The following is a 19,172-nucleotide window of genomic DNA, read 5'->3' as shown; positions in this document are numbered from 1 at the left end:
CTCCGGCTCCAGGCCCGCGCTCAGAGCTCCGGTCGACGCTCCAATGCCCTTGAGCTGGCGCGGGGCGACCCAAGCGTGCGCTGAAGCCGATGCTCCGCCGGATCACATACGAACTGTCACATGCCGGAGCCCCGGTTAGATTCCCGTTAACCGGGGCCCCTTCTCGCCTGAGTCAGGCGGAGCGCTCTTCCTTGGCCTCGTCGCTCTTGCGCGGCGGCGTCATCCTGGGCCGGCGGGGCGAGACCATTGGCTCTCCGTCCCTGACGGCCGTCAGGGGCCTCCGGGTGTGCGGCACGAGCTGTACGACCTTCTCGGCGGCGTCACGGGCGAGATCGTCCAGGACCGACTGGTAGATATCCCGGGTGATCCGGGTGTCCGAGTGGCCGAGCGTCTCGGAGACCACCTTGATATCAACCCCGGCAGCGAGCATCAGCGTCGCTGCGACGTGGCGAAGATCGTGGAGCCGGATCGGAGGAAGGCCAGCGGACTCCACCAGACGCTCGAAAAGGTCGCTGACCTTGCCGGGGTGGAGAAGGGAGCCATCCTCCTGGGTGAAGATCCGGCCGGTGTCCTGCCAGCCCTCGCCCCACGCCTCCCGCTCCCGCTGCTGGCGGGCCTTGTGGGCGAGGAGGTCCTGGTTGGTCTCCTCGTCGAGGGCGATCAGACGGATGCCGCTGTCGGTCTTGGGAGCGCCCTCGTGGACCTCCCAGCCGTCCTGGACGAGCTGGGTGGCGATGGCCAGGGAGCGCGCCTTGGCCGAGTGATCTTCCCACCGGATGCCGCAGCCTTCGCCACGTCGAGTACCCCGGAAGGCGATGAGCCGCCAGAGCACGTACAGCCGGTCCTGCTCGACGAAGTCGAGGAACGTAGCGGTCTGCTCGGGGGTCCAGACCATGACCGGCGAAGGCTTCTCGCCGGTCTCCTTCCAGCGCGCGATGCGCTCGTCGCTCCAGATGAGGGCCTTCGGCTTCGTGCCCGGCAGCAGCTCGACGTGCGCGGCCGGATTGAAGGCGGGCATCACCTGCTGGGCGATGGCGACGTTCAGCGCGGCGCGCAGGGTGTCACGGATGTGCGGCTGGGTGTTAAGGCCGGTGATCCGCCGAAAGGGGGGCATCGCGTCGAGCTGGGCCCGCAGCCAATGGCGTCGGGCGCGGTTCTCGGCACCCTTGTTCGGCGTGGCCTTGAGGTCGTCGCGCACCACGCGCCGCTGGGCGTTCTGTTCCTGGATCTCGATGTTGCGCTCGTTGATCGCGTCGAACATCGAATCGATGTGGTGCACGCGGAGCTTGTCGAGGCGCAGGTGGCCGAGATGCGGCTTCAGGTGGACGCGGATGTCGCACTCGTAGCGAGCCGCCCCGCCGCGCCGCAAACGTTTGCGTCCCGCCAGCCAGGTGTCGAGCCACTCCGCCACGGTGACCTTGGAGTTCAGGGACTGCCCTGTCTTGAAACGGCGGCGGGTCTCGTCGTAGTCCGGGACCGGGTCCTTGTCCTTGACGCAGTTCTCCAGGAGGTCGCTGATCTGGGTTTTGCCCCAGGCGTCGTCCTCCTCGGGAATGGCCATGAGGGCACGGACCTTGTCCAGCTCCTCCTGGGCCTTCGTGGAGGTCTCGAAGCCGCCGCGACGGAACCGCCTGCGGCGGCCGTCCTGAGCGGGGTCGAGTTCCTGGGAGGCGGTCCAGGTGCCGTGTCGTCGGGAGGACTTGAGCTTGGGGCAGGAAGTGCCGTACTCCTTCTTGGTCTTCGGGTCGGTGCAGCGGCACCGGCGTATGAGATTGCCGTTCTTCACTCGCTGTCCTCCGAGCGGGTCGGTGTTTCCGGCTGGTCGACGAAGGCCAGCTCGTGGGGCAGGGCCGGAGGTGCCAGGTCGCGGTCACGCATCCGGCCACGGAACGCGCGCAGTTCCTGGCAGTCCTCGTACGCGTGCTCCTCGTAGCCCTCGGCGCGCTGCAGGAGGGTGGCTCTGCGGGTCCGGTCCAGGGTGGTGCTGGCCGCCCGTCGCCTTTCCCTGGCCAGGGCGTAGGAGGACATCGCGCCAGCTACCAGGTTGCCGTGGTGCCGGAAGAGGTCGAGGACGTCCCGGGCGGTGCCTTCGGGGGCGGGCTCGTCCAAGGGAGCCTCGCCGGTGAACCACGCGATGGCGTCCCAGGTGGACACTTCCCGGCCCGGGAGGACCTCGACCGTGGCTGAGGAACCGAGCGGGAAGAGGAGAGTCACTGGCGGGACGCCCAGGACGTCAGCCAGGACGACGAAGTCCGCGACGGTGATGCTCGTCTTGCGCCCGGATTCCAGGTTCTTCATGGAGTGCTCGGTGAACTCTGGCAAGCCGCGGTCGGCGCAGCCCTGGGCGACTTCGGCCATGGTGAGGCTGGCGGCCTTGCGCGAGTCCCGCAAGCGCTGGGCGATCCGACCGGTGAACGCTGTCGGCCATTGATCAGGTGTCATGGCGACACTTTAGGAGCGGAAAAGGCGCTGCCGCAACTGCGTGATACGTCTATGGCGGCACCACGACACCAGAAAGTCCCTAGGAGGGCATCATGACGGCATCTGACTCGTCCCGTGAGGCGCGAGGGCTGACGGGCGACGAGCTGCTTGCCCTCCCCGCCGTGATCGACCTCGACACCTCGAACCGGGCGCTGATGATCGGCCGATCCACCGGCTACGGACTCGCCAAGCAGGGGGAGTACCCGGTCAAGGTTCTGCGGCTCGGAAACGCCTACCGAGTGGTGACGGCCGACCTGCTGAAATTGCTGGGGCTGGCGCGCCATCAGGGTGATGGGGACCAGGCCGATGGCAGAAGCGAGCGCCATAGCCTGGCCGCGTAGAGGTGGCCGTCTATAGGTGCGCACACGACGGGCCCCCGGCACCTGCCGGGGGCCCGTCGCTGTTGAGGCTCACACGGAGAGTCGCAGACCAGTGGGAGGCCTACGCGTCGCTCGTCCGGATCTGCGCCCCGTGCTCGTTGCGCTCGTACGTACGTCGCGTGTTCTTCTCGATCTTCCGGGCGACCTCGGAGTCGAGGTCCACGCCATTCATCTCGGCCAGGGCCGTCAGGTAGAGGAAGACGTCGGCCAGCTCCTCCCCGAGGTCGGGCAGACCCTTGCGCCAGGCGGTGAAGGCTTCGCCGACCTCGGCGGTGAGAAGGCCGAACTCCAAGGCCACGTCCTTGGTGTTGAACCCCTTGAGATTCTTGTTTTCCCAGGCGAGCTTCTGGGCGGATCCGATCTCCAAGACTCCTCCGGCGGCGGTGCAGCAGGTGCTCCCGAAGCCTAGCGGGAGCAGTGTGCTGGCGCGCTGGCTTCGTCAGGCCGTCACCCTGCCGAAGGGAGTTCTAGGGTTGTGGTGTCGAGGGTGAGCACGCGGGTGTAGTCGGCGAGAGTGGAGAAGACCCTCTCGTACCCCGTCACCAGGGCAGAGACCTCCTCCGGACTGACCGCCTCGCCGTCGCGCAAGAGAAGCCGCTGGCGGATGACGGCTGGTGGTGCGGTCAGGTGAACGAGCACGCCGGATCGCTCGATGACGCTCTCGGCTAGGTCGATCGCTTGGCTCCAGTTGATCCGGGAACGGCCCCGGTGCAGGGGGCCGTAGACCAGTTCGCTGATGAAGCACCGGTCGAAGAGGATCCGTCCGGTCCCGGCGAGGATGTTCCTGTAGCGGCTGGCCAGGTCGAGGTGGTCGGGGGTCTTCGGGGAGTGCACCACGACGAAGCCGTGGTCCGTTGATAAGCGTTCGCCGAGCGTGCTCTTGCCGACTCCGTCGCAGCCTTCAAGGACCAGGGTCTGGTACTCGCCGGCGATCTCGTCGAGGTTCATGCGGCCAGCCAGGACAGGACGGCGTCGCCGTTGTCGAGGTGAGCGTGGGCGGCGTACTGGACCATGAGGTTCCGCCAGTTGGGCTCGCGGCCATGGGCGTGGGTGAACGTCGGGCGCGGCTGGAAGGCCGCGATTCGTACGCCGCTGGCCACAGCCGCGCCGATGAGCAGGGCGGTTCCCGGCGGTGTTTCCGGGCCGGAGACGTCGGCCAGCAGCCGGGCAGCCGAGCACACCGCGGTCAGGTCAGCCAGGGCCCCTGCCACTGGGTCCGGCGCCGTGAAGCGCTGGGACACCACCACGGTGTGGCCGGCGTCCACACAGGCTTTGGCCAGGTGATCGCGGCCCCATGCCGTGTACGGCGACGCCTCGACGTAAATGGGTGCACCGATCACCGCAGGCGACCCCACAAGGCGGGGAGCATGATCCGGGAGGTCGAGCAGCGCGTCGACGGTCGCGTCGAGTGCTGTGTTCGTCTGGGCCATATTGCGTGCTTGGAAGCCCGGGAAGCGTGACTGGGCCGGAGTCGACGGCAGAGTCGGTGGTCCGAGCTTGGTGACGCGCACGATGCGCGTGGCCACGGCCTGGAGGAGGGGGTCGGGGAATTCGAGGCGAGGGCCGGCCTCGGTCAGCGAGTAGGTCTGGAAGTCGGTGGTGAGCACGATGACCGGGACGCCAGAAGCAGCGGCGTATCCGATCTCCATGCAGACCCCGTCGTCGAGGCTCGGGCCGTGCAGGATGGCAACCATGGCGTCGAGGCGGCCGAGGCGTTCGCGGTCCAGCTCGAACAGGCGTCGCCCCTTGACCTCGGCGACCAGGTCCTCCTCGTCGGTGTCGCAGAACGGCAGGAAGACGCGATCGGGACCGACCTTCGCGGCGAGTCGATCGGCGAGGTCGGCGGCGAGAGCACGGTCATGCGCGGCAAAGAGCCGGTGGGCTACGTAGACGGACACCGGGAGAGGCCCCCAAGTCGGTAGGTCAGTTGCGTCGGGGCGCGGGGATCGGAAGGGACGGGGCCGCGACGTACCTGGCTGCGGCTGCTGTCGCCTCTGCTAGCGCCTGGGCGGTTGTCGCGCCCTGCGAACGATGGGCCAGAAAGGTCCCGGCCAAGGTGTCTCCAGCGCCGGAGACCTCGCGCGGAGGATGCGGCGGCGGAACGGCGGAGGCGACCTGACGCCCGAAGCGGCGAACCACTACGGCCCGGGGGCCATCGGTGACGACCACCTCCGGGAGCGTGCCGCAGTCGATCACTTGCTCCAGTAGTCGGTACTCGGCAGCGTTGACGAACAGGGTGGTCGCCTTCGGCAGCCAGCAGGCGGCAGCGCGGATCATCGCTTCCGCGCTCGGCAGGAAGAAGTCCACGCTGAAGTCGGTCGCGTTCCCCGCGAGTCGGCCGAGCACTGCCGCCACGTCCAGCGGGCGGCGGCAGCAGACGTGGTAGGTGCCGCGCGGGTGCTGGTCCACATGCCTGAGCGCATGCTCGGTCAGGCCCTCGGCCACGCCGTAGTCCGTGCCTACCACCACCAGCTCGCCTTGCAGGTCGTACTCCAAGTCGAAGGTGGTGGACATGCCGTCGACCTGGATCCGTGCCGACCAGTCGAGCATGTCCAGTCTCGGCGCCTCCGGAAGGTGAGCGAGATCGCTTCCGAGAACGCAGACCGGGGCCGCCCGGCGGCCGGCCTTTGCCGCCGCCAAGGACAGGAGCAGAGCCGCGCCGCCGAGCCGGGATCCACCACGGTGGTCGGGATAGCGGGTCATGTCCCGGCTGATGTTGCCGATCACGTCGAGCCGTTCCACGGTCTCCCCCAGGAGGTCAAGCACGGCGGGTGCGGTGTGCGCAGTCGACGACCTTCGAGCAGACCGGTCGCCGGCGGCAGAGCTGTGGGGCGGGACCGTTGAGGTACAGGCGCTTGAAGTAGATCAGGACGAGGTGCGCCCACCAGGTCGGCTCCACCCCCTCGGGGATGGTGACCTGGTACTCGTTGTCGGTGACCAGCGAGCGGAACTCGGCTGAGCGGGCGTGCACGGCCGCCTCAAGGACGTGCCGCATACGTTCGTGTGCCACGGCCCCCGACGGAAGGGCGAGGCCCAGTGCGGGTGCCAGCTTGGTGACCATGCCGGAATCCACCGGGATGATGCCGCAGTGATACCCGCGGGCGGTGAGCAGTGCGCACTGGGCGACCTTGTAGGACGCACCTCGCACCCGCGCGGCGAAGTCGAGGACCAGGGCATCGCAGTCGGCGGACTCCGCAATCGGGTCGGTCCCCTCCTTCTCCCAGGCAAGGAGAAGCTCGGCGAGGGAGCGCAGATAGTCGATCCGGGTCTGCGGCAGACCGATGGGACGTACCAGCGCAGCCAGTTCGGCGTCAGTGGCCGCAACGAGGCTGTCGAAGCCACGGGCTTCCGCCGATGTGATCACTCGGGCGTATGTCTCCACCATTCGATAGGAGACGCGGGTGGACCAGCCAGCGGCGAGCATCCGTACCCGCGGATCGCTGATCGATGTGGGCCACCACCGGTTCTCGTCGTGATTGGCCTCCACCTCGGCCTGCACGTCCGGCAGGCCAGCGGCGAGGGCGACCAGCCGGTGGACACGCCGGACCTCAAGCGGCTTCGCCTTTACACGTTCGATCGTCATGAACCGACTCCAGCACGGGCTCGGGTGGCCAGAAGTGCCATGGCGAGGTTGGACGAGAGCACCGGCTTCCCGAACCGGTGCTCCAGTTCAGTGATCACCGGCAGGGTGTGCCATCCGGTGCACGACAGGACCACCGCTTCGGCAGACCCGACTGCGTCCTGCGGTAGCTGCCCCACCAGGGCGAGGATCTGATTCGGGGTGACCTCGGGATAGCCGTCGGCCAGGCCCAGGCTCGCCTGAGCCAGGACCTCTATGCCGGCCTCGGCGAGCGCCGCAGCTTCCGCTTCGGTCACCGGGGAGGGGTAGGGCGTGACCAGTACTACTCGCGGCACGGCTGCCTCGGTGAGAGCCTGCCGAAGGGCGTCGAAGGCGGTGAACATGCCGCTCGGCAGCGGCGGACCGTCGGTGAAGCCCGCTGACGTGCACGCCAGCAGCACCGCGTCTAGCGGAATGTGGGACAACGAGTCCAGCGCCTGCGCTGATGCTTCACGCAGTCCGTGCCAGAACGAGGCGTCGATCGCCGTCGTCCTGGACGCGGGGACGAGCCGCGCGTGGTGGAAGACCGTGTGGCGCAGGCCGAGGCGGGTCAATTCGGTCTCCACAGCGACGTTGGCCCAGGGCAGCAGTAGCCCTACACGGACGGTGCGGTCCGCTGCCGCGTCCAGGGCTGCCAGCGTCGCGAGCGTCCCGTCAGGAAGCGGATGCAACACGTTCTCCGTAGATCATGCGCGGTGCATGACCGGTGACCGCCAGGTCGCCGGTAGTGCCGAGCGGCGCCGCCGCGTCACGCTCGACGATCTGGATGGAGTACGAGCCCAGCCGTCGCCACCAGGTGCCGCCCTGGCCGATGAAGTAGGAGTGAAGGCCGGGCACGCGCAGACCGGTCGGGTAGACCCGCTCCTTCATCGGCTGGTCCCAGGTGAAGTCGATGTCCGCCTTCCACGACGGGAAGTGCTCCGCCGAGGGCAGCGGCTCCAGCTCGCCGAGTGCGGCCAGCGGGGTACCGGGGAAAGCCCGCGCCAGGCGCACGTTCGTGCGGTGGCACAGCAGGCCGGCATCGAGAATCTCGGCCAGGCCCCGGAGGTTCGCTACGTGGGTGCCGTGGGTCTCGCCGGGCAGACCGTAGATGAGGTTCAGGCCCGGGAGGAGCTTCGGCAGACCACCAGGACCACGGGCGGCACCGGCCTCGTTCACGTGCTCGACGGCGCGCATCAGGATCTCGGGCTTGCAGGTGAGGGTGTTCCTCTCGATGACTGCCGGGTCGAAGCTCTCGATGCCCATCGGCGCGCAGTTGCCTTCGGTGCAGTAGTCCGCCACCAGCTTCGCGATTCGCAAACCGACGGGCGCGGCCACGGCGAGGGGGTCCGCGTTGTCGATGTGGAGCACCTCCAGCTCGGGGCAGCGCTCTCGGATGCCGCCGAGCAGGGCGCGGATCGCGTCCTCGTCCCGATTGCGGTAGGAGAAGAAGCAGGTCTGCTGGCCGAGTCGGAAGTTCCGGACACCGGCCGCGTAGAGCTGGGCAGCCTCGGCGACGACGTCGTCGACCTCGCGGAAGGCGACGAGGGGCGACTTCGCTGGTTCGTTGCAGAAGCCGCAGAACTTGCGCCGGGTGCAGCCGCGGTACAGCTCCAGCTCGGCGATCGGACGCCAGGGCATCTGCTCGACGAGGCCGCTGAACGAGTCGCGCTCGCGCTGCATCTGCCCGTAGTCGGCCGGGCGATGGCTACCGAGCAGAAGGTCGCCGGATGTCACGGTGTGGGTATGGACGGCGTCGAACAGCCCTGCGTACTCCGCAGGAGCGGCCAGGGCGTAGGTGGACAACGGTCCGAGCAGGTACCGGCGACCTCGCGCGCAGGCGAGCGCGCGAGCGATCTCCTCGAACGACCCGTTCACAGCGTGCAGATGGACGGACGGAACCGCGTCTCCGGCGATGACGACCACGATCTCGGCATCCCGCAGAAGCTGAATGGCGGCGTCCCGGTTGACGGTGGTCGAGTACGTGAACGGATCGCTCTGGGGCGGCTCGACGGTGGGCTTGCCGCCTGCCAGACACCAGCGGACATCGTCGATGGTCACGTACCGAACGTCCGCCTCCGGCCTTGCCCGCCGCAGCGCCGACCAGGCGTTCCGAACGTAGGTCGACAGGTAGGGCGGTACGCCGAGACCGCTCGGCTCGACGGTGAAGCAGTCCAAGATCACTACTGGCTGCATGATGTTCTCCCTCCGGTGCTGAGGGCATCGGCGTTCCAGCGGCGTCCTCGCCGGGAAGGGCCGTGGGCCCGCAGCCCTCTCAGTCTCAGTGCTGGCGGGGCTCTGGAGGAGGGGGCGGCGGGGTTGTTCGGTTGTACGTGGGTTGCACTTTCATGGCTCTGCGTCGAAATGCTGGGACACAGGGTGATCTGCAAGGCATCATCTACGCATGGGCAGTGCAAGGGGGACCGGCGAGGCCAACACCGCGTTCGCGGCTGTGCTCCTGGAGGCCGGTTGCTCGCACGCCGCATTGGCCCGCAAGGTCAACGAACTGGGCGCGCTGCAGGGCGAGGTGTCGCGCTACGACAAGGCGTCGGTGACCCGATGGCTGCAGGGAATGACCCCGCGAGGCCGCGCCCCGGAGTTCATCGCTGCCGCCCTGGCCGGCTTCTTAGGCCGTCCCGCCGCCCCCGTTGACATCGGTTTTGCAGAGCAGCCCCAGAGGCCCGTGGTTGCAAGGGCCTTGACGTACCGTGAAGACGTGGGTGAAACACTGCACACGCTCGCGGAGCTGGGCTCGACCGACATCTCGCGGCGCAGCCTCCTCGGCGCGGTGCCGTACATCGCGACTGCCCTCCTGGACCCGCAACGGCAGTGGCTGTTATGGCTCCTTGAGGACGAACAGGCCCCCCGGCTCGCCGTAGTCGCTGGCAGCGGGCCTGTCGAGCAGGTCCAGGCGATGATCGAGATGTTCGACGAGATGGACAACCGCTTCGGCGGCGGCGGAGTCCGAGCGAGCATCGTGCACTACCTGAGCACCGAACTCACCCCCGTGCTGCAGCAGCGCAACCTGCCCACGCACCAGCGCCGACTTCTCTACACCTCGGCCGCGAAGCTGGCCGCAATGGCTGGCTGGTGCTCGTACGACTCCGCCGACTACGGACTCGCGGAGCGCTACATGATCCAGGCGCTGAGGCTGTGCGCCGAAGGCGGCGACCGCGTACTCGGCGGGCAGATCCTGGCCGGCATGTCCCACCTCGCCACCAGCCTCGGCAACCCCGCCGAAGGGGTCTCGCTGGCGCGGGCGGGAATTGCGACCGCCAAGTCGGCGGGCAGCCTTCTCGGGCTCATGCGCCTGCACGCCATGGCCGCCCGCGGTTACGCCGTCCTCGGTGATTCTCGTCAGGCCACAGCCTCCCTGCTCGCGGCTGGCAAAAGACTGGACGTCAGCCAGGGGCCCGCCGAGGAATCGCCGTGGGTTCGCTTCCTGGACCACCATTATCTGGAGGCTGAAGCCGCCCTGGTCCACCGCGACCTCTGCGAGGCAGCTCAGGCTGAGCGTCTCGCCATGGCGTCCGTCGAGGCGAACAGCGACCGCCGCCGTCGCCAGGCCATCAGCCGCTCGGTGCTCGCGACGGCGTTCCTCCAGCAGAACAGGCTGGACGAGGCAGTCGGCACCGCGAGCAATGCCGTGGACCTGCTCGCTGGAGTTCACAGCGAACGGTCCGTTCAGGCCCTGCGCGACTTCCGCGCACGTCTTGCTCCTCACCGAGGCGAGGCGGTCGTTCGCGACTTCGAACGGAAGGCTCGGCCGATACTCGGTACAGCGGCCTGATCCTCTCGGTCAGTACCCTTCCGGGGTCGGCGCGTTCTGGCCCTTGTCGACGGGGAGGTTGACCCCAGTCACCCCTCGCGATTGGTCCGAGAGCAGGAAGGCGATCACGTCCGCCACCTCCTCCGGCTTCACCAGCTCCCGGCCCGGGAACTCTGCGCGGAACCGGTCGAAGGCCGGCGTGTCCTCCTGGCGCATCCGGTCCCACCGCTTTCCGGGGATGAGCATCGACCCGGGCGAGACCGCGTTCACGCGGATGCCGTCCGTGGCCAGCTCCCTCGCCAGCGACGAAACCATGTGGATCTGGGCCGCCTTTGCCGCGCCGTACTGAGCCTGCGGCGCCGGCTTCCAACCGGAGACCGAGGCCACCACGACGATCGATCCGCCACCGGCCGCCCGCAGGTAGGGGGTGCTCGTCGCGACCAGCCGGGCCACATGGCCGACGTTCATCTCCCACGTCGCCGACCAGTCCTCGGCAGATGCTTCGGTGATTCCCCGACCCCGCGCACCGCCCGCACATGCGACGACACCGTCCAGGCCGTCCAGCGCTGATGCGGCCTCCTCCACGAACCGCTCCAGCAGCTCCGGCACGGAGACGTCCAGAGACTGGGTGAACAGAGCGTCCGGCGAGTCGAGCGAACTGCGAAGCGCCTCCAGCGGCTCAGCCTTCCGGGCACACGTCGCCACGCGCGCTCCTTCCGACAGAAGCAAGCGCACGACGTGCTCGCCCAGCCCTCTGGAGCCGCCCGTCACCACAACGCGGCGGCCTACGAATCGCCCCGTCACCGCTCGCTGTCCGCGGTCCTGCCCTGAGCCCGTCATCCGTACAACCCTTCACCAACCGTGCCAACCCGCGTGGCCGTAGACATCCTCCGTGCACCCTTCTTACCGGGACGCCGGAGCGGTTCTCTTATGGACGTACCCGGTCCGGGGATAACCGTGCAGTCGGCAATCAGCCGGCACCGGCTCTGCGGATCCGGAGACGGCGCGAACCCGGGATGTCCGTCTGCCACTGCTCAACCGCCGAACCCGGGTCAGGCGGTCCCCATCACGAAACGAGCGAGAGCCAGCGAACGCACCCCGCGCTCCTCTCCCAACTCGGGAGGCACACCGTGTCCCAGGCACCACACCCGCGTAACAGACTCACGCTGGCCGACACGCCCAACGCTGTGGGCTTGGCACGGCTGCACACCGCCGACGTCCTCTCCCGCTGGGGCGTGCCCACCGACATCGTCGAGACGGTGCAGCTCCTGGTTTCGGAGCTGGCCACCAACGCCGTGCGGCACCCCAAGGAGGGCGAGGAACAAGCCCCCCTGTTCTCCACGCGGAACACGGTGCAGACCTTCGAGATCTCGCTGGAGATCATCGGTGACGCCGTCAGGGTATCGGTCTGGGACCGCGACACGAGGCCGCCAGTCTTGAAGGAGGTCGGTGTCGAGGCGACGGGTGGCCGGGGCATCTTCATCGTCGCAGTGATGAGCAGGCGCTGGGGCCACTATCCGGTTCGGGGTATGCCCGGCAAGGTGGTGTGGGCCGAGTGCGGTCTCGTCCCCGCGAGCCGAGTTGGTGAGGACGAGAGAGCGGCGCGCTCCCCTGGCCGGCCTCTAACGGCCGGGCCCGGGGTGCCGAGGGCCGCACGAGTGGACCCGAACGTGCTCGGCCGCGTGCTCGTCGGCGTCAGGGGCCTCTGAGCCGTGGATGAGACAGACGAAGTCGGCCCGGTGCCCAGGGGCGCCAGGGATCTGTCCTCCTGGGAGCGCCGTCTGTTCGCTGGGGTGCGCATGGTGAGCGCCGACGAGCAGGCAGAGATAGCCGCGACGTCCCGCCATCGCCCGGAGGGGCCCATCCGAGACCCGTCGCCCGATGAGTCGCACTGGTACGGCCAGCGGCTGAGCGGTACTGCCAGCGCTCAGCGCGACGAGAACTAGTCGTCCGCCGAGACACCACGAACCTTCATCACCCACCAAGAGCGGCGCCCTCGCCGTTGTCACCGGACCTCCCCCCGGGGTCCTGAGCCCGTCTCCGACGGCGAGGGCGCCATGCAGAAGAAGGACTTGACGATGTGCCAGCACAAGCCGGAGTGTCCCGGCGCGCGTTGTCCGGATGGCCAGGCCGCTCGCTCGGTTGCTGGCCACCCGGAACAGGGGTGGTGTGTTAACTGCATCGTCCTCTTCGAGGACACCGGGCAGATCCTGCCGGACGGCCGGATCATCGGGCCGCAGCGTCTCGCCGGCACCGTTTCGGAGGTCGCAAGATGAGCCATTCGCCTGTGCGGCCCACCGTCATCCCGTACATCACGGCGCGAGAAGGAGAGGAAGGGGAACTCGAGTCGAAGTTCGGCGTGCTGCCGAACATGAAGGGCTTGCGCTACCTCGACGAAACGCCGGAAGACCGCGACGAGCGCGGCGTGCTCTGGGCCCGGTGCTCGCAGTCCCTCCTTGACGGCGAGCCGACCGGAAAGCCGCGGTGGAGAGAGGTCCATCCGCTGCGGCAGCGCGAGACGATGTCGCGGCTGCGATGCCAGGTAGGCAGGGGGCCAGCGAGCCGGACGAAGAAGGGCTTCCTGTTTCTGGCCTCGCCGCTGCCGAACGGCAGCTCGGAGCCGTCCTGGCCCGAGGGGCTGCTGACCGTGCAGCCTCCCGTCTGCTTGAAGCACGCCGGGCTGTCGGTCCGTGAGTGCGCCCACCTCGGACGCGCGGGCCATGTCGCAATTCGAGTCCGACAGCCCCGGCTGTACGGGGTGTTCGGCACCTACTACGCCCTGAACCCCGGCAAGGGATTGATCGCGCTCCCTCACGGCGACGAAGGCCGCGCTCTTCGATACGGAGACCCCCTCGCGGGCTGGTACCTCGCGTCGCAGCTCGTCTGCGAACTGAGTGGAGTCTCGATCGTCGACCTGCAGGCGGAACTCGCTGATGCCGACCGGCACGCCGACCGCCTCGGTAGTTGTCCGTAGCCCAGCAGACCGGAAGTGCCGAGCGCGCTGTCGCTGCTGCCCCAGTGTCGCGATGCGATTCGTTCGGCTCGTCGCGCCCAACTCCTTATCGCCCCAACGGCACCGGAAGTGATCGGCCGCTGCTGCTGGGACGCCGCGTGAAGGGAACTCCCATGCAGCAGAAGCCGTCGGATCCAACCTCCCCGGCCGCCCCATCGCTCGCCGTCCCTGGCCTTGGTCGCAGCAGCTGGCTCGTCACGCCCGGGGTGTCCCCCGGCCGGTTCGCAACGGCTGCCGACTCGGGTGCTGATGTCGCCCTGTTGGACCTGGAGGACTCGGTGCCGCGCCCGCTCAAGGATGAGGCCCGTACGAGCGTGCTCCAGTTCCTGCGCCGCGTCGGCGCGGCCGAGGACATGAAGTCGGCCATCGTGGGAGTGCGGGTGAACGCCCCGGACACGATCCACGGGTTGAAGGACCTCACCGCTCTGGCAGAGCACCGCCTGTGGCCAGCCGTGCTGCTGGTTCCGAAGGTCGAGTCCGCCCGCGACGTCGAACTCGTCTCGCGGATCAAGGGCGAATCCACGACGCCGTCCCAGATATGGGCACTGATCGAGTCCCCGCGGGCAATTGAGAACCTGACCGGCATCCTGCGTGCCCCGCAGCTCGCCGGGGTGGTGTTCGGGGCGGCCGACTACGCGGCCGAGGCCGGATGCAAGATCACCAGCAGGGCCATGTGGTACCCACGGGCGATGCTCACCGCTGCGGCAGCCACGGCCGGCCTGCCCGCGGTCGACTCCCCGTACTTCGGCCTGCACGACCTGGACGGGCTGCGGCGGGAGGCCGAGGAGGCTGCGGAGCTGGGGTTCGTCGGCAAGGTCGCCATCCACCCCGCACAGCTTCCGGTAATCGAGGCGGCGTTCCGACCGAGCGAACGCGACCTGGCTTCGGCACGCGCCGTCATCAGCGCCGCCGACGGCGCCGACGGCGCGATCACCACGGTCGACGGCGCCATGGTGGGCCCTCCGATCGTCGCCGCCGCCCGTGCCCTGACCGCCCGAACGGGCCAGAAACCCGCCGCCCCCCTCCTCAAGGAGTCCGCTCATGAGTGATGCCCTCCCGCCTGGTTTCCGTAAGGTCGATGAGAACCGGGTCCGCGAAGTCGTCGGGCTCGGCCTCGACGAGTTCACCGTGGGCCTGACCATCGAGCACCGCCCGGCCCGGACCGTGACCGAAGCCGAGCACGTTCAGGTCCTCGCCCTGATGGGCAACGAAGCCCCCGTCCACTCGGACATCGAGTTCTGCCAGCGGACCGGCCGCGACCAGGTGCTGGTCTGCGGCATCCTCACCCTCAACGTCGTGCTCGGCATGACGGTCCGTTCCACCAGCGGCATGACCAGCGGCAACCTCGCCCTGGACGAGGTGCGGTTCGAGAACCCCGTCCACGTTGGGGACACCCTGCGAGCCCAGAGCACGATCCTGGCCGCCCGCCGCTCCAACAGCCGACCCGACCAGGGCATCGTCACCTGCCGCATCGAGGGCCACAACCAGCGCGACGAGCGGGTCCTTAGCTGTGTCCGCACCTTCTTCGTCCCGGCGGACCCTGGCACCCTCCGCAACACCACCGGTTACTAGAGAGGAGGGGCACCGTGGCTGTTCCGACGCTGACCTTCGCGGAAGCCGACGAGGACCTGTGGCACGAGTACGACGTCCTGGCCCGGCGTGCCTACGGCCACCCGGTGGACGCCATCATGCGCCTCGGCGAGTGCGCGGACCGGCGCGTGGCCCTGCGCGGCGGAAGGGTCGTCGCCGGCGGCCTGGGCCTGCTGATCCCGCAGTGGTTCGGCGGTCGGCCGGTGCCCAGCGCGAGCATGGCCAGCGGATGCGTCGCCCCGGAGGAGCGCGGCGGGCAGCTCGCGGCCCGCCTGATTGCCGAGCGGCTGCGGCCCCTGCAGGAGCAGGGTGCCGTCCTCGCCACGCTGTGGACCGCGTCCACCGGCTACGTTCGCCGGATGGGCTGGGAGGCACCCGCCCAGGTGTACTCGTGGACGGTGCCCACCGACGAACTCCGGCGCAGATTCCACGACGCCGACGTCGAGATCCAGCATGGCGAGACCGCTCAGCTTCCCCCGCTGCGGGACGCCTTGGCCGCGCGGTGGAACGGCCCGTGGCAGCGACCCACATGGTGGGTCGACTGGCAGCAGGGGCAGCACCCGGGCGTGAACACCTACCGGTTCGGTCCGTCCGGAGAAGCGCCGACCGGGGTGATGGCGGTGGCCGGGGAGCGCCATCCGGCCGAGGGCCGACGGCTGGTGGTCTACGACTTCTGGTCTGCAGACCATCCCACCGCCGCCGCGATGCTCGCCTTCCTCGGCAGACACAACAGCCGGATCCCGACCGTGGCCTTCCAACGCACCGGCCTGCCACCCGGCCCGCTGCTCCTGCACCAGCTGCACCGATCCGGTGCGGCGGCGGCGACGGCATGGCACCCGTGGATGCTGCGGGTCCTGGACCTGTCCCGCGCGGTGGAGCTGCGCGGCTGGCCGCAGCACGTGGACCTCGGCCTTCCGCTCGACATCGAGACCGAGGATGGCACGCAGACCGAGCGGTACACCCTGCGGATCACCAACGGCCGAGGGGAGCTGGCACCCGGTGGCCGCTCTGCGCACCTGACCTTGACCAGAAGGCAGTTCGCGGTCTGGTACGCGGGCGGGTACCGAAGCGCGGCCTCGGCCGAGCTGGCCGGACTCTACGGAGACCCCACCGTGATCGCCAGGCTACTGATGGCCACCGCCGACCGGGAGCCGTGGCTTGGCGACTACTTCTGACCGGCGTCCACGATGCCTCTCGTGCCCACCGCCTCTGACTCACCGTTGAGCCCTTGGTAGGACGTCCGAGCACCAGCGCACTGCCCGGACCGGCTCGTCCCCGGTCGGACGGTGCCGTATCGGCACTGCCGAGCCCAGCCCGCACCATGAGTAACCCCCGCTAATTCCACGCTCATTCGGAGACGAAGACCTCATGACCGAGAGCAAGCCTTTCCCGCCCGACCTGCGCGTGTGGGTCGCCGACAACCTGCCCGGTGTGGACGAGGTCACGGACGTGTCCTGGCCCCGGGGCAGCTCCCGGGTCTGGCGCGTGGCCGCCGGCCCGACTGCCGCCTTCGTGAAGCTCAGCCCGACCGAGATCGATTACGACCGGGAGGTCCTCGGCTACGCCTACGCCGCGCGGACCCTGGCCGACCACGAGGCCCCCCGGCTCCTGGCTGCGGACCCCGGTCTGAAGGCGATCATGAGTTCGCCGCTGCCGGGGAAGGTCGTCCGGGGCCTGCCTCTGGAGAAGGAAGTGGAACTGCGCGTGCACGAGGACGCGGGCCGCTTGCTGCGCCGCTGGCACGACCAGTCTGACCCGGGCTCGGAGCAGGACCGCCAGGACCTCCGCGCGGCGATGCGGGAGCAGGCGCAGGAGGCCGCCGCCTGTCTGGAGAGCACCGCCGAGCACCTGAGCGCCGAGCAGCGCACCTTGGTGGAGGCCGTCTCCAGGGAGCTGCCGGAGCTGGCCGAGCAGCTACCGCTGGTCTACCAGCACGGCGACTACTCCACCCGCAACTGGCTGTGGGACGCCGAAAGCGGCCACCACGGAGTGATCGACTTCTCGATGGCCCATCACGGTCCCGCGGTCGAGGAGTTCGTGTGGCTGTGCGGTGCGGTCTGGGCCACGCGCCCGGATCTCAAGGCGGCCTACTTCGCCGGGTACGGCAGGCCGCTGTCGGACACGGAGGAGCGGCTGCTGCGTCTGCTGACCACGAGGCTTGGCGTCTCGTACCTGAACTCCGGACTCGTCAAGGAACGGGTGGACCTCGTCGAGCGCGGCCACCTGGTCCTCGACCGGATGGCGCACGAATACCGGTAGCCGCACGGGCGGGCGGCGCACTCGGCCACCGCCCGCCGACACAGTCCCGCTCATCCCACGAAGGGAGTGGCCATGCCCCTGCAGCCCGGCATACCCGGCAGCGCCCCAGGTGCGCACTGTGTCCTTGTGGGTTCCGAACGTGTGGACTGGGGCGACGTACCCGAGGACGTGCGCCGCGCCGTCGAAGCCCTGACAGGCCCGTTCCGCGCTGCCGCCACCGCGTCGGCCGGGCTGAACGCGCAGCTCGCGGCCACGCTCGACGTCCCGGGCGGGAAGATGTTCGTCAACGGAATGCGCCGGGCGCACCGGAGCACGTTCACCCTGGCGAACGAGGCGCGCGTCGCGCCGAGTGTCCTGGGGATCTCCCCACGACTGCTGCACCACGGCACTGCCGGAAGCTGGGAGTACCTGCTGTTCGAGCACGTAGACGGCCAGCACGCGGACCTTTTGCCCCGCTCGCCCGACCTGGACCCGCTGGCGGTGATGCTGCGGGGGCTGCTCGGCGTAGTACAGCACGACACAGCCGCCTCGGCGCCGGTCGAGGAGAGGTGGGCCCGGTTCGGCGGCGACTTGGACCTGGACCTGCTGGCCGGAGACCGGCTCGTCCACTCGGACCTCAACGCGGGCAACATCCTCATCGGCACTGGCGGCGCGGTCCTGGTGGACTGGGCGCTACCCGCCAGGGGAGCGTCCTGGCTCAACGTCGGCTTCCTGCTGGCCTCGCTCATCGGCGAAGGCTCCACCCCCGCTGAGGCGGAGCGCTGGGCGCAGCGCACCTTCCCCGAATGGTCGGCCGCCGGGACGACGGCTGTCGACACCTTCGTCGCGGCCCTTGCCCGCCGCCGCGCCGAGCAGGCAGCCGACTGCCCCGAGCTACGGCGGGCGTCACGGCAGCGGCAGGCGCTGCTGGCACAGCAGTGGCTCCGCTTCCGCGCCGGCACCTGAGCCAGCGGCGTTCTCCGATCCGCGTACCCCGCCCCTGCTCAACCCCACCCCGAGGGAGACCCCCGTGCCGCAACGCCGTTGCTGGACAACAGATTTCACCTGGCCGCCGCTGACGCGGCCCGAGCAGACTCCCGAAGGGCGGTAGCCGTGCGCGTAGCGATCGAGGAGTTGAGGGCGCTGATGGCCGCCTCCTGCCGCGCCGCCCGCGTCCCGAAGCAGGAGACCGCCCTGGTGGTGGAGCACTACCTGGCCGGGGAACTGCGAGGCAAGACATCGCACGGTGTAACGAAGTTCTGCTTCGAGTCGCGGTTCTTCCACGAACGCCAGTCACCGCCGGAGGTAGTGCGGGAGCGCGGCGTATTCGCGGTCATCGACGCCCATCGCGAGATAGGGCCGCTGAGCGCCGCGTTCGCCGTCCGGATTGCTCTGGACAGGGCCGCCCGGTACGGCGCGGGCTTCGTCGGGATGATCAACACCCAGCGGTACGGCATCCTCGCCATCTGGAGCGAGGAGATCGCCCGGCACGGCTTGCTGGGCATCGCCGCGAACACCTCCCGGGCCGAGGCGGCGGTCGCGGGCGGCCGGACCCCGGTGCTGGGTGTCAACCCCCTGGCCTTTGCACTGCCGACGCTCGACGAGCCGCTCTCGGCGGACATGTCCACCACGGTGGCACCGATGGGCGTGCTGTGGGAGTGCCGCCGCGCCGGGCAGCCGCTCCCGGCCGGATGCTTCGTTGACGCCGACGGCCAGCCCACCGAGGACCCCGACCGTGCCGTCTCGGCGGTCGTCTTCGGCGAACACCGCGGCTTCGCAATCTCGCTGCTCCTGCAGGCGCTCACCGGCTCCCTGTTCGGCTTCCCGATGGGCAGCGACGTGGCCGACACCTGGACCACCGGATACACCTTCATCGCCCTCGACCCAGCCTTCGCCAACCCCGACGGCTCAGCCGCCGCCAACAGTCGCCTCGTCGAGCAGTTGCACGCCGCCCAGGACGCCGACGGCGGCACGCTGCGCGTGCCCGGCGAGAACGGTCGCGCCCGCGCTGTCGACGCCCAGGCCGCCGGCACCGTCGAGGTGCCCGAGCAGGTCTTACGCCGCCTGCGGGCCCGCGCCGGCGGCGACTTCACCTCTGATTGA

Annotated in this window: 22 protein-coding genes; 12 read left to right on the top strand and 10 right to left on the bottom strand. The window is 69.3% G+C overall.

All coding sequences use genetic code 11. The annotated features are described in order from the left end of the window. Positions 1-172: 172 nt before the first annotated feature. Positions 173-1,786, bottom strand: coding sequence for a site-specific integrase (locus tag J7I98_RS14205; RefSeq protein ID WP_214921018.1), 1,614 nt, complete (start codon positions 1,784-1,786; stop codon positions 173-175). Next, positions 1,783-2,442, bottom strand: coding sequence for a helix-turn-helix domain-containing protein (locus J7I98_RS14200; RefSeq protein WP_214921017.1), 660 nt, complete (start codon positions 2,440-2,442; stop codon positions 1,783-1,785). Before J7I98_RS14200 ends, J7I98_RS14205 begins: the two co-directional genes overlap by 4 nt. 92 nt (positions 2,443-2,534) lie before the next feature. Between J7I98_RS14200 and J7I98_RS14195 the strand changes: the two genes are divergently transcribed. Then, positions 2,535-2,822: a hypothetical protein gene (locus J7I98_RS14195; RefSeq protein ID WP_214921016.1), complete on the top strand. Its 288-nt coding sequence runs from the start codon at positions 2,535-2,537 to the stop codon at positions 2,820-2,822. 100 nt (positions 2,823-2,922) lie between these two features. On the opposite strand, the gene J7I98_RS14190 is transcribed toward J7I98_RS14195, so the two are convergent. From J7I98_RS14190 to J7I98_RS14160, 7 genes are all read right to left on the bottom strand, one after another. Then, the gene (locus J7I98_RS14190; protein WP_214921015.1) at positions 2,923-3,228 is read right to left on the bottom strand and encodes a MazG-like family protein; all 306 of its coding nucleotides are present in this window, start codon (positions 3,226-3,228) and stop codon (positions 2,923-2,925) included. Positions 3,229-3,308: 80 nt separating this feature from the next. Further along, positions 3,309-3,809, bottom strand: coding sequence for a hypothetical protein (locus tag J7I98_RS14185; RefSeq protein WP_214921014.1), 501 nt, complete (start codon positions 3,807-3,809; stop codon positions 3,309-3,311). Next, complete coding sequence (locus J7I98_RS14180) at positions 3,806-4,759, bottom strand: nucleoside 2-deoxyribosyltransferase (protein ID WP_214921013.1); 954 nt, start codon at positions 4,757-4,759, stop codon at positions 3,806-3,808. Before J7I98_RS14180 ends, J7I98_RS14185 begins: the two co-directional genes overlap by 4 nt. A 25-nt stretch (positions 4,760-4,784) precedes the next feature. Continuing rightward, entirely contained in the window at positions 4,785-5,627 is an 843-nt protein-coding gene (locus tag J7I98_RS14175; RefSeq protein ID WP_308377753.1) for a PfkB family carbohydrate kinase, read from the bottom strand. Continuing rightward, positions 5,620-6,444: a hypothetical protein gene (locus J7I98_RS14170; protein ID WP_214921012.1), complete on the bottom strand. Its 825-nt coding sequence runs from the start codon at positions 6,442-6,444 to the stop codon at positions 5,620-5,622. The genes J7I98_RS14175 and J7I98_RS14170 overlap by 8 nt, the downstream gene beginning before the upstream one ends. Beyond that, the gene (locus tag J7I98_RS14165; protein ID WP_214921011.1) at positions 6,441-7,151 is read right to left on the bottom strand and encodes a hypothetical protein; all 711 of its coding nucleotides are present in this window, start codon (positions 7,149-7,151) and stop codon (positions 6,441-6,443) included. The genes J7I98_RS14170 and J7I98_RS14165 overlap by 4 nt, the downstream gene beginning before the upstream one ends. Beyond that, the gene (locus tag J7I98_RS14160; RefSeq protein WP_214921010.1) at positions 7,135-8,655 is read right to left on the bottom strand and encodes a radical SAM protein; all 1,521 of its coding nucleotides are present in this window, start codon (positions 8,653-8,655) and stop codon (positions 7,135-7,137) included. The genes J7I98_RS14165 and J7I98_RS14160 overlap by 17 nt, the downstream gene beginning before the upstream one ends. A 208-nt stretch (positions 8,656-8,863) precedes the next feature. On the opposite strand from J7I98_RS14160, the gene J7I98_RS14155 reads away from it, so the two are divergent. After that, positions 8,864-10,249: a hypothetical protein gene (locus tag J7I98_RS14155; RefSeq protein ID WP_214921009.1), complete on the top strand. Its 1,386-nt coding sequence runs from the start codon at positions 8,864-8,866 to the stop codon at positions 10,247-10,249. A 9-nt stretch (positions 10,250-10,258) separates the two neighbouring features. Here the strand turns inward: J7I98_RS14155 and J7I98_RS14150 are convergent, their stop codons facing one another. Beyond that, entirely contained in the window at positions 10,259-11,068 is an 810-nt protein-coding gene (locus tag J7I98_RS14150; protein WP_214921008.1) for an SDR family NAD(P)-dependent oxidoreductase, read from the bottom strand. Between the two features lie 290 nt (positions 11,069-11,358). Between J7I98_RS14150 and J7I98_RS14145 the strand changes: the two genes are divergently transcribed. The 10 genes from J7I98_RS14145 (at position 11,359) to J7I98_RS14100 (ending at position 19,172) form a co-directional block, all read left to right on the top strand. Next, a complete protein-coding gene (locus J7I98_RS14145) occupies positions 11,359-11,937 on the top strand; it encodes an ATP-binding protein (protein ID WP_308377751.1) in 579 nt (192 codons plus the stop codon). Between the two features lie 3 nt (positions 11,938-11,940). Then, positions 11,941-12,174, top strand: coding sequence for a hypothetical protein (locus tag J7I98_RS14140; protein WP_214921006.1), 234 nt, complete (start codon positions 11,941-11,943; stop codon positions 12,172-12,174). 132 nt (positions 12,175-12,306) lie between these two features. Further along, positions 12,307-12,504: a DUF5999 family protein gene (locus J7I98_RS14135; RefSeq protein WP_214921105.1), complete on the top strand. Its 198-nt coding sequence runs from the start codon at positions 12,307-12,309 to the stop codon at positions 12,502-12,504. Then, entirely contained in the window at positions 12,501-13,202 is a 702-nt protein-coding gene (locus J7I98_RS14130) for a hypothetical protein (protein WP_214921005.1), read from the top strand. The genes J7I98_RS14135 and J7I98_RS14130 overlap by 4 nt, the downstream gene beginning before the upstream one ends. 152 nt (positions 13,203-13,354) lie before the next feature. Then, positions 13,355-14,290, top strand: coding sequence for a CoA ester lyase (locus J7I98_RS14125; RefSeq protein ID WP_214921004.1), 936 nt, complete (start codon positions 13,355-13,357; stop codon positions 14,288-14,290). Beyond that, positions 14,283-14,813 (top strand): MaoC family dehydratase, encoded by a 531-nt coding sequence (locus J7I98_RS14120; protein WP_214921003.1) that lies wholly within the window; start codon positions 14,283-14,285, stop codon positions 14,811-14,813. Before J7I98_RS14125 ends, J7I98_RS14120 begins: the two co-directional genes overlap by 8 nt. Before the next feature lie 14 nt (positions 14,814-14,827). Further along, positions 14,828-16,006: a GNAT family N-acetyltransferase gene (gene eis, locus J7I98_RS14115; RefSeq protein WP_308377750.1), complete on the top strand. Its 1,179-nt coding sequence runs from the start codon at positions 14,828-14,830 to the stop codon at positions 16,004-16,006. A gap of 193 nt (positions 16,007-16,199) precedes the next feature. Beyond that, complete coding sequence (locus J7I98_RS14110; protein ID WP_214921002.1) at positions 16,200-17,090, top strand: aminoglycoside phosphotransferase family protein; 891 nt, start codon at positions 16,200-16,202, stop codon at positions 17,088-17,090. A 72-nt stretch (positions 17,091-17,162) separates the two neighbouring features. Then, a complete protein-coding gene (locus J7I98_RS14105) occupies positions 17,163-18,035 on the top strand; it encodes a phosphotransferase (RefSeq protein WP_214921001.1) in 873 nt (290 codons plus the stop codon). Positions 18,036-18,182: 147 nt separating this feature from the next. Beyond that, entirely contained in the window at positions 18,183-19,172 is a 990-nt protein-coding gene (locus J7I98_RS14100; RefSeq protein WP_308377749.1) for an Ldh family oxidoreductase, read from the top strand.

Origin of the sequence: Streptomyces sp. ISL-98 (assembly GCF_018614055.1) — a bacterium.
In the GTDB taxonomy this organism is placed as follows: domain Bacteria; phylum Actinomycetota; class Actinomycetes; order Streptomycetales; family Streptomycetaceae; genus Streptomyces; species Streptomyces spiramyceticus.
The sequence above is the reverse complement of the archived record's forward strand: the minus strand, read 5'-3'. Positions and strand labels throughout refer to the sequence as shown.

What these genes read in the sequence shown, in the direction of transcription:
- J7I98_RS14195 (WP_214921016.1), top strand. Translation starts at nt 2,535, where the DNA reads ATGACGGCATCTGACTCGTCCCGTGAGGCGCGAGGGCTGACGGGCGAC.
- J7I98_RS14155 (WP_214921009.1), top strand. Translation starts at nt 8,864, where the DNA reads ATGGGCAGTGCAAGGGGGACCGGCGAGGCCAACACCGCGTTCGCGGCT.
- J7I98_RS14170 (WP_214921012.1), bottom strand. Translation starts at nt 6,444, where the DNA reads ATGACGATCGAACGTGTAAAGGCGAAGCCGCTTGAGGTCCGGCGTGTC.
- J7I98_RS14125 (WP_214921004.1), top strand. Translation starts at nt 13,355, where the DNA reads ATGCAGCAGAAGCCGTCGGATCCAACCTCCCCGGCCGCCCCATCGCTC.
- J7I98_RS14120 (WP_214921003.1), top strand. Translation starts at nt 14,283, where the DNA reads ATGAGTGATGCCCTCCCGCCTGGTTTCCGTAAGGTCGATGAGAACCGG.
- J7I98_RS14135 (WP_214921105.1), top strand. Translation starts at nt 12,307, where the DNA reads ATGTGCCAGCACAAGCCGGAGTGTCCCGGCGCGCGTTGTCCGGATGGC.
- J7I98_RS14105 (WP_214921001.1), top strand. Translation starts at nt 17,163, where the DNA reads ATGCCCCTGCAGCCCGGCATACCCGGCAGCGCCCCAGGTGCGCACTGT.
- J7I98_RS14185 (WP_214921014.1), bottom strand. Translation starts at nt 3,809, where the DNA reads ATGAACCTCGACGAGATCGCCGGCGAGTACCAGACCCTGGTCCTTGAA.
- J7I98_RS14200 (WP_214921017.1), bottom strand. Translation starts at nt 2,442, where the DNA reads ATGACACCTGATCAATGGCCGACAGCGTTCACCGGTCGGATCGCCCAG.
- J7I98_RS14110 (WP_214921002.1), top strand. Translation starts at nt 16,200, where the DNA reads ATGACCGAGAGCAAGCCTTTCCCGCCCGACCTGCGCGTGTGGGTCGCC.
- J7I98_RS14150 (WP_214921008.1), bottom strand. Translation starts at nt 11,068, where the DNA reads ATGACGGGCTCAGGGCAGGACCGCGGACAGCGAGCGGTGACGGGGCGA.
- J7I98_RS14130 (WP_214921005.1), top strand. Translation starts at nt 12,501, where the DNA reads ATGAGCCATTCGCCTGTGCGGCCCACCGTCATCCCGTACATCACGGCG.
- J7I98_RS14160 (WP_214921010.1), bottom strand. Translation starts at nt 8,655, where the DNA reads ATGCAGCCAGTAGTGATCTTGGACTGCTTCACCGTCGAGCCGAGCGGT.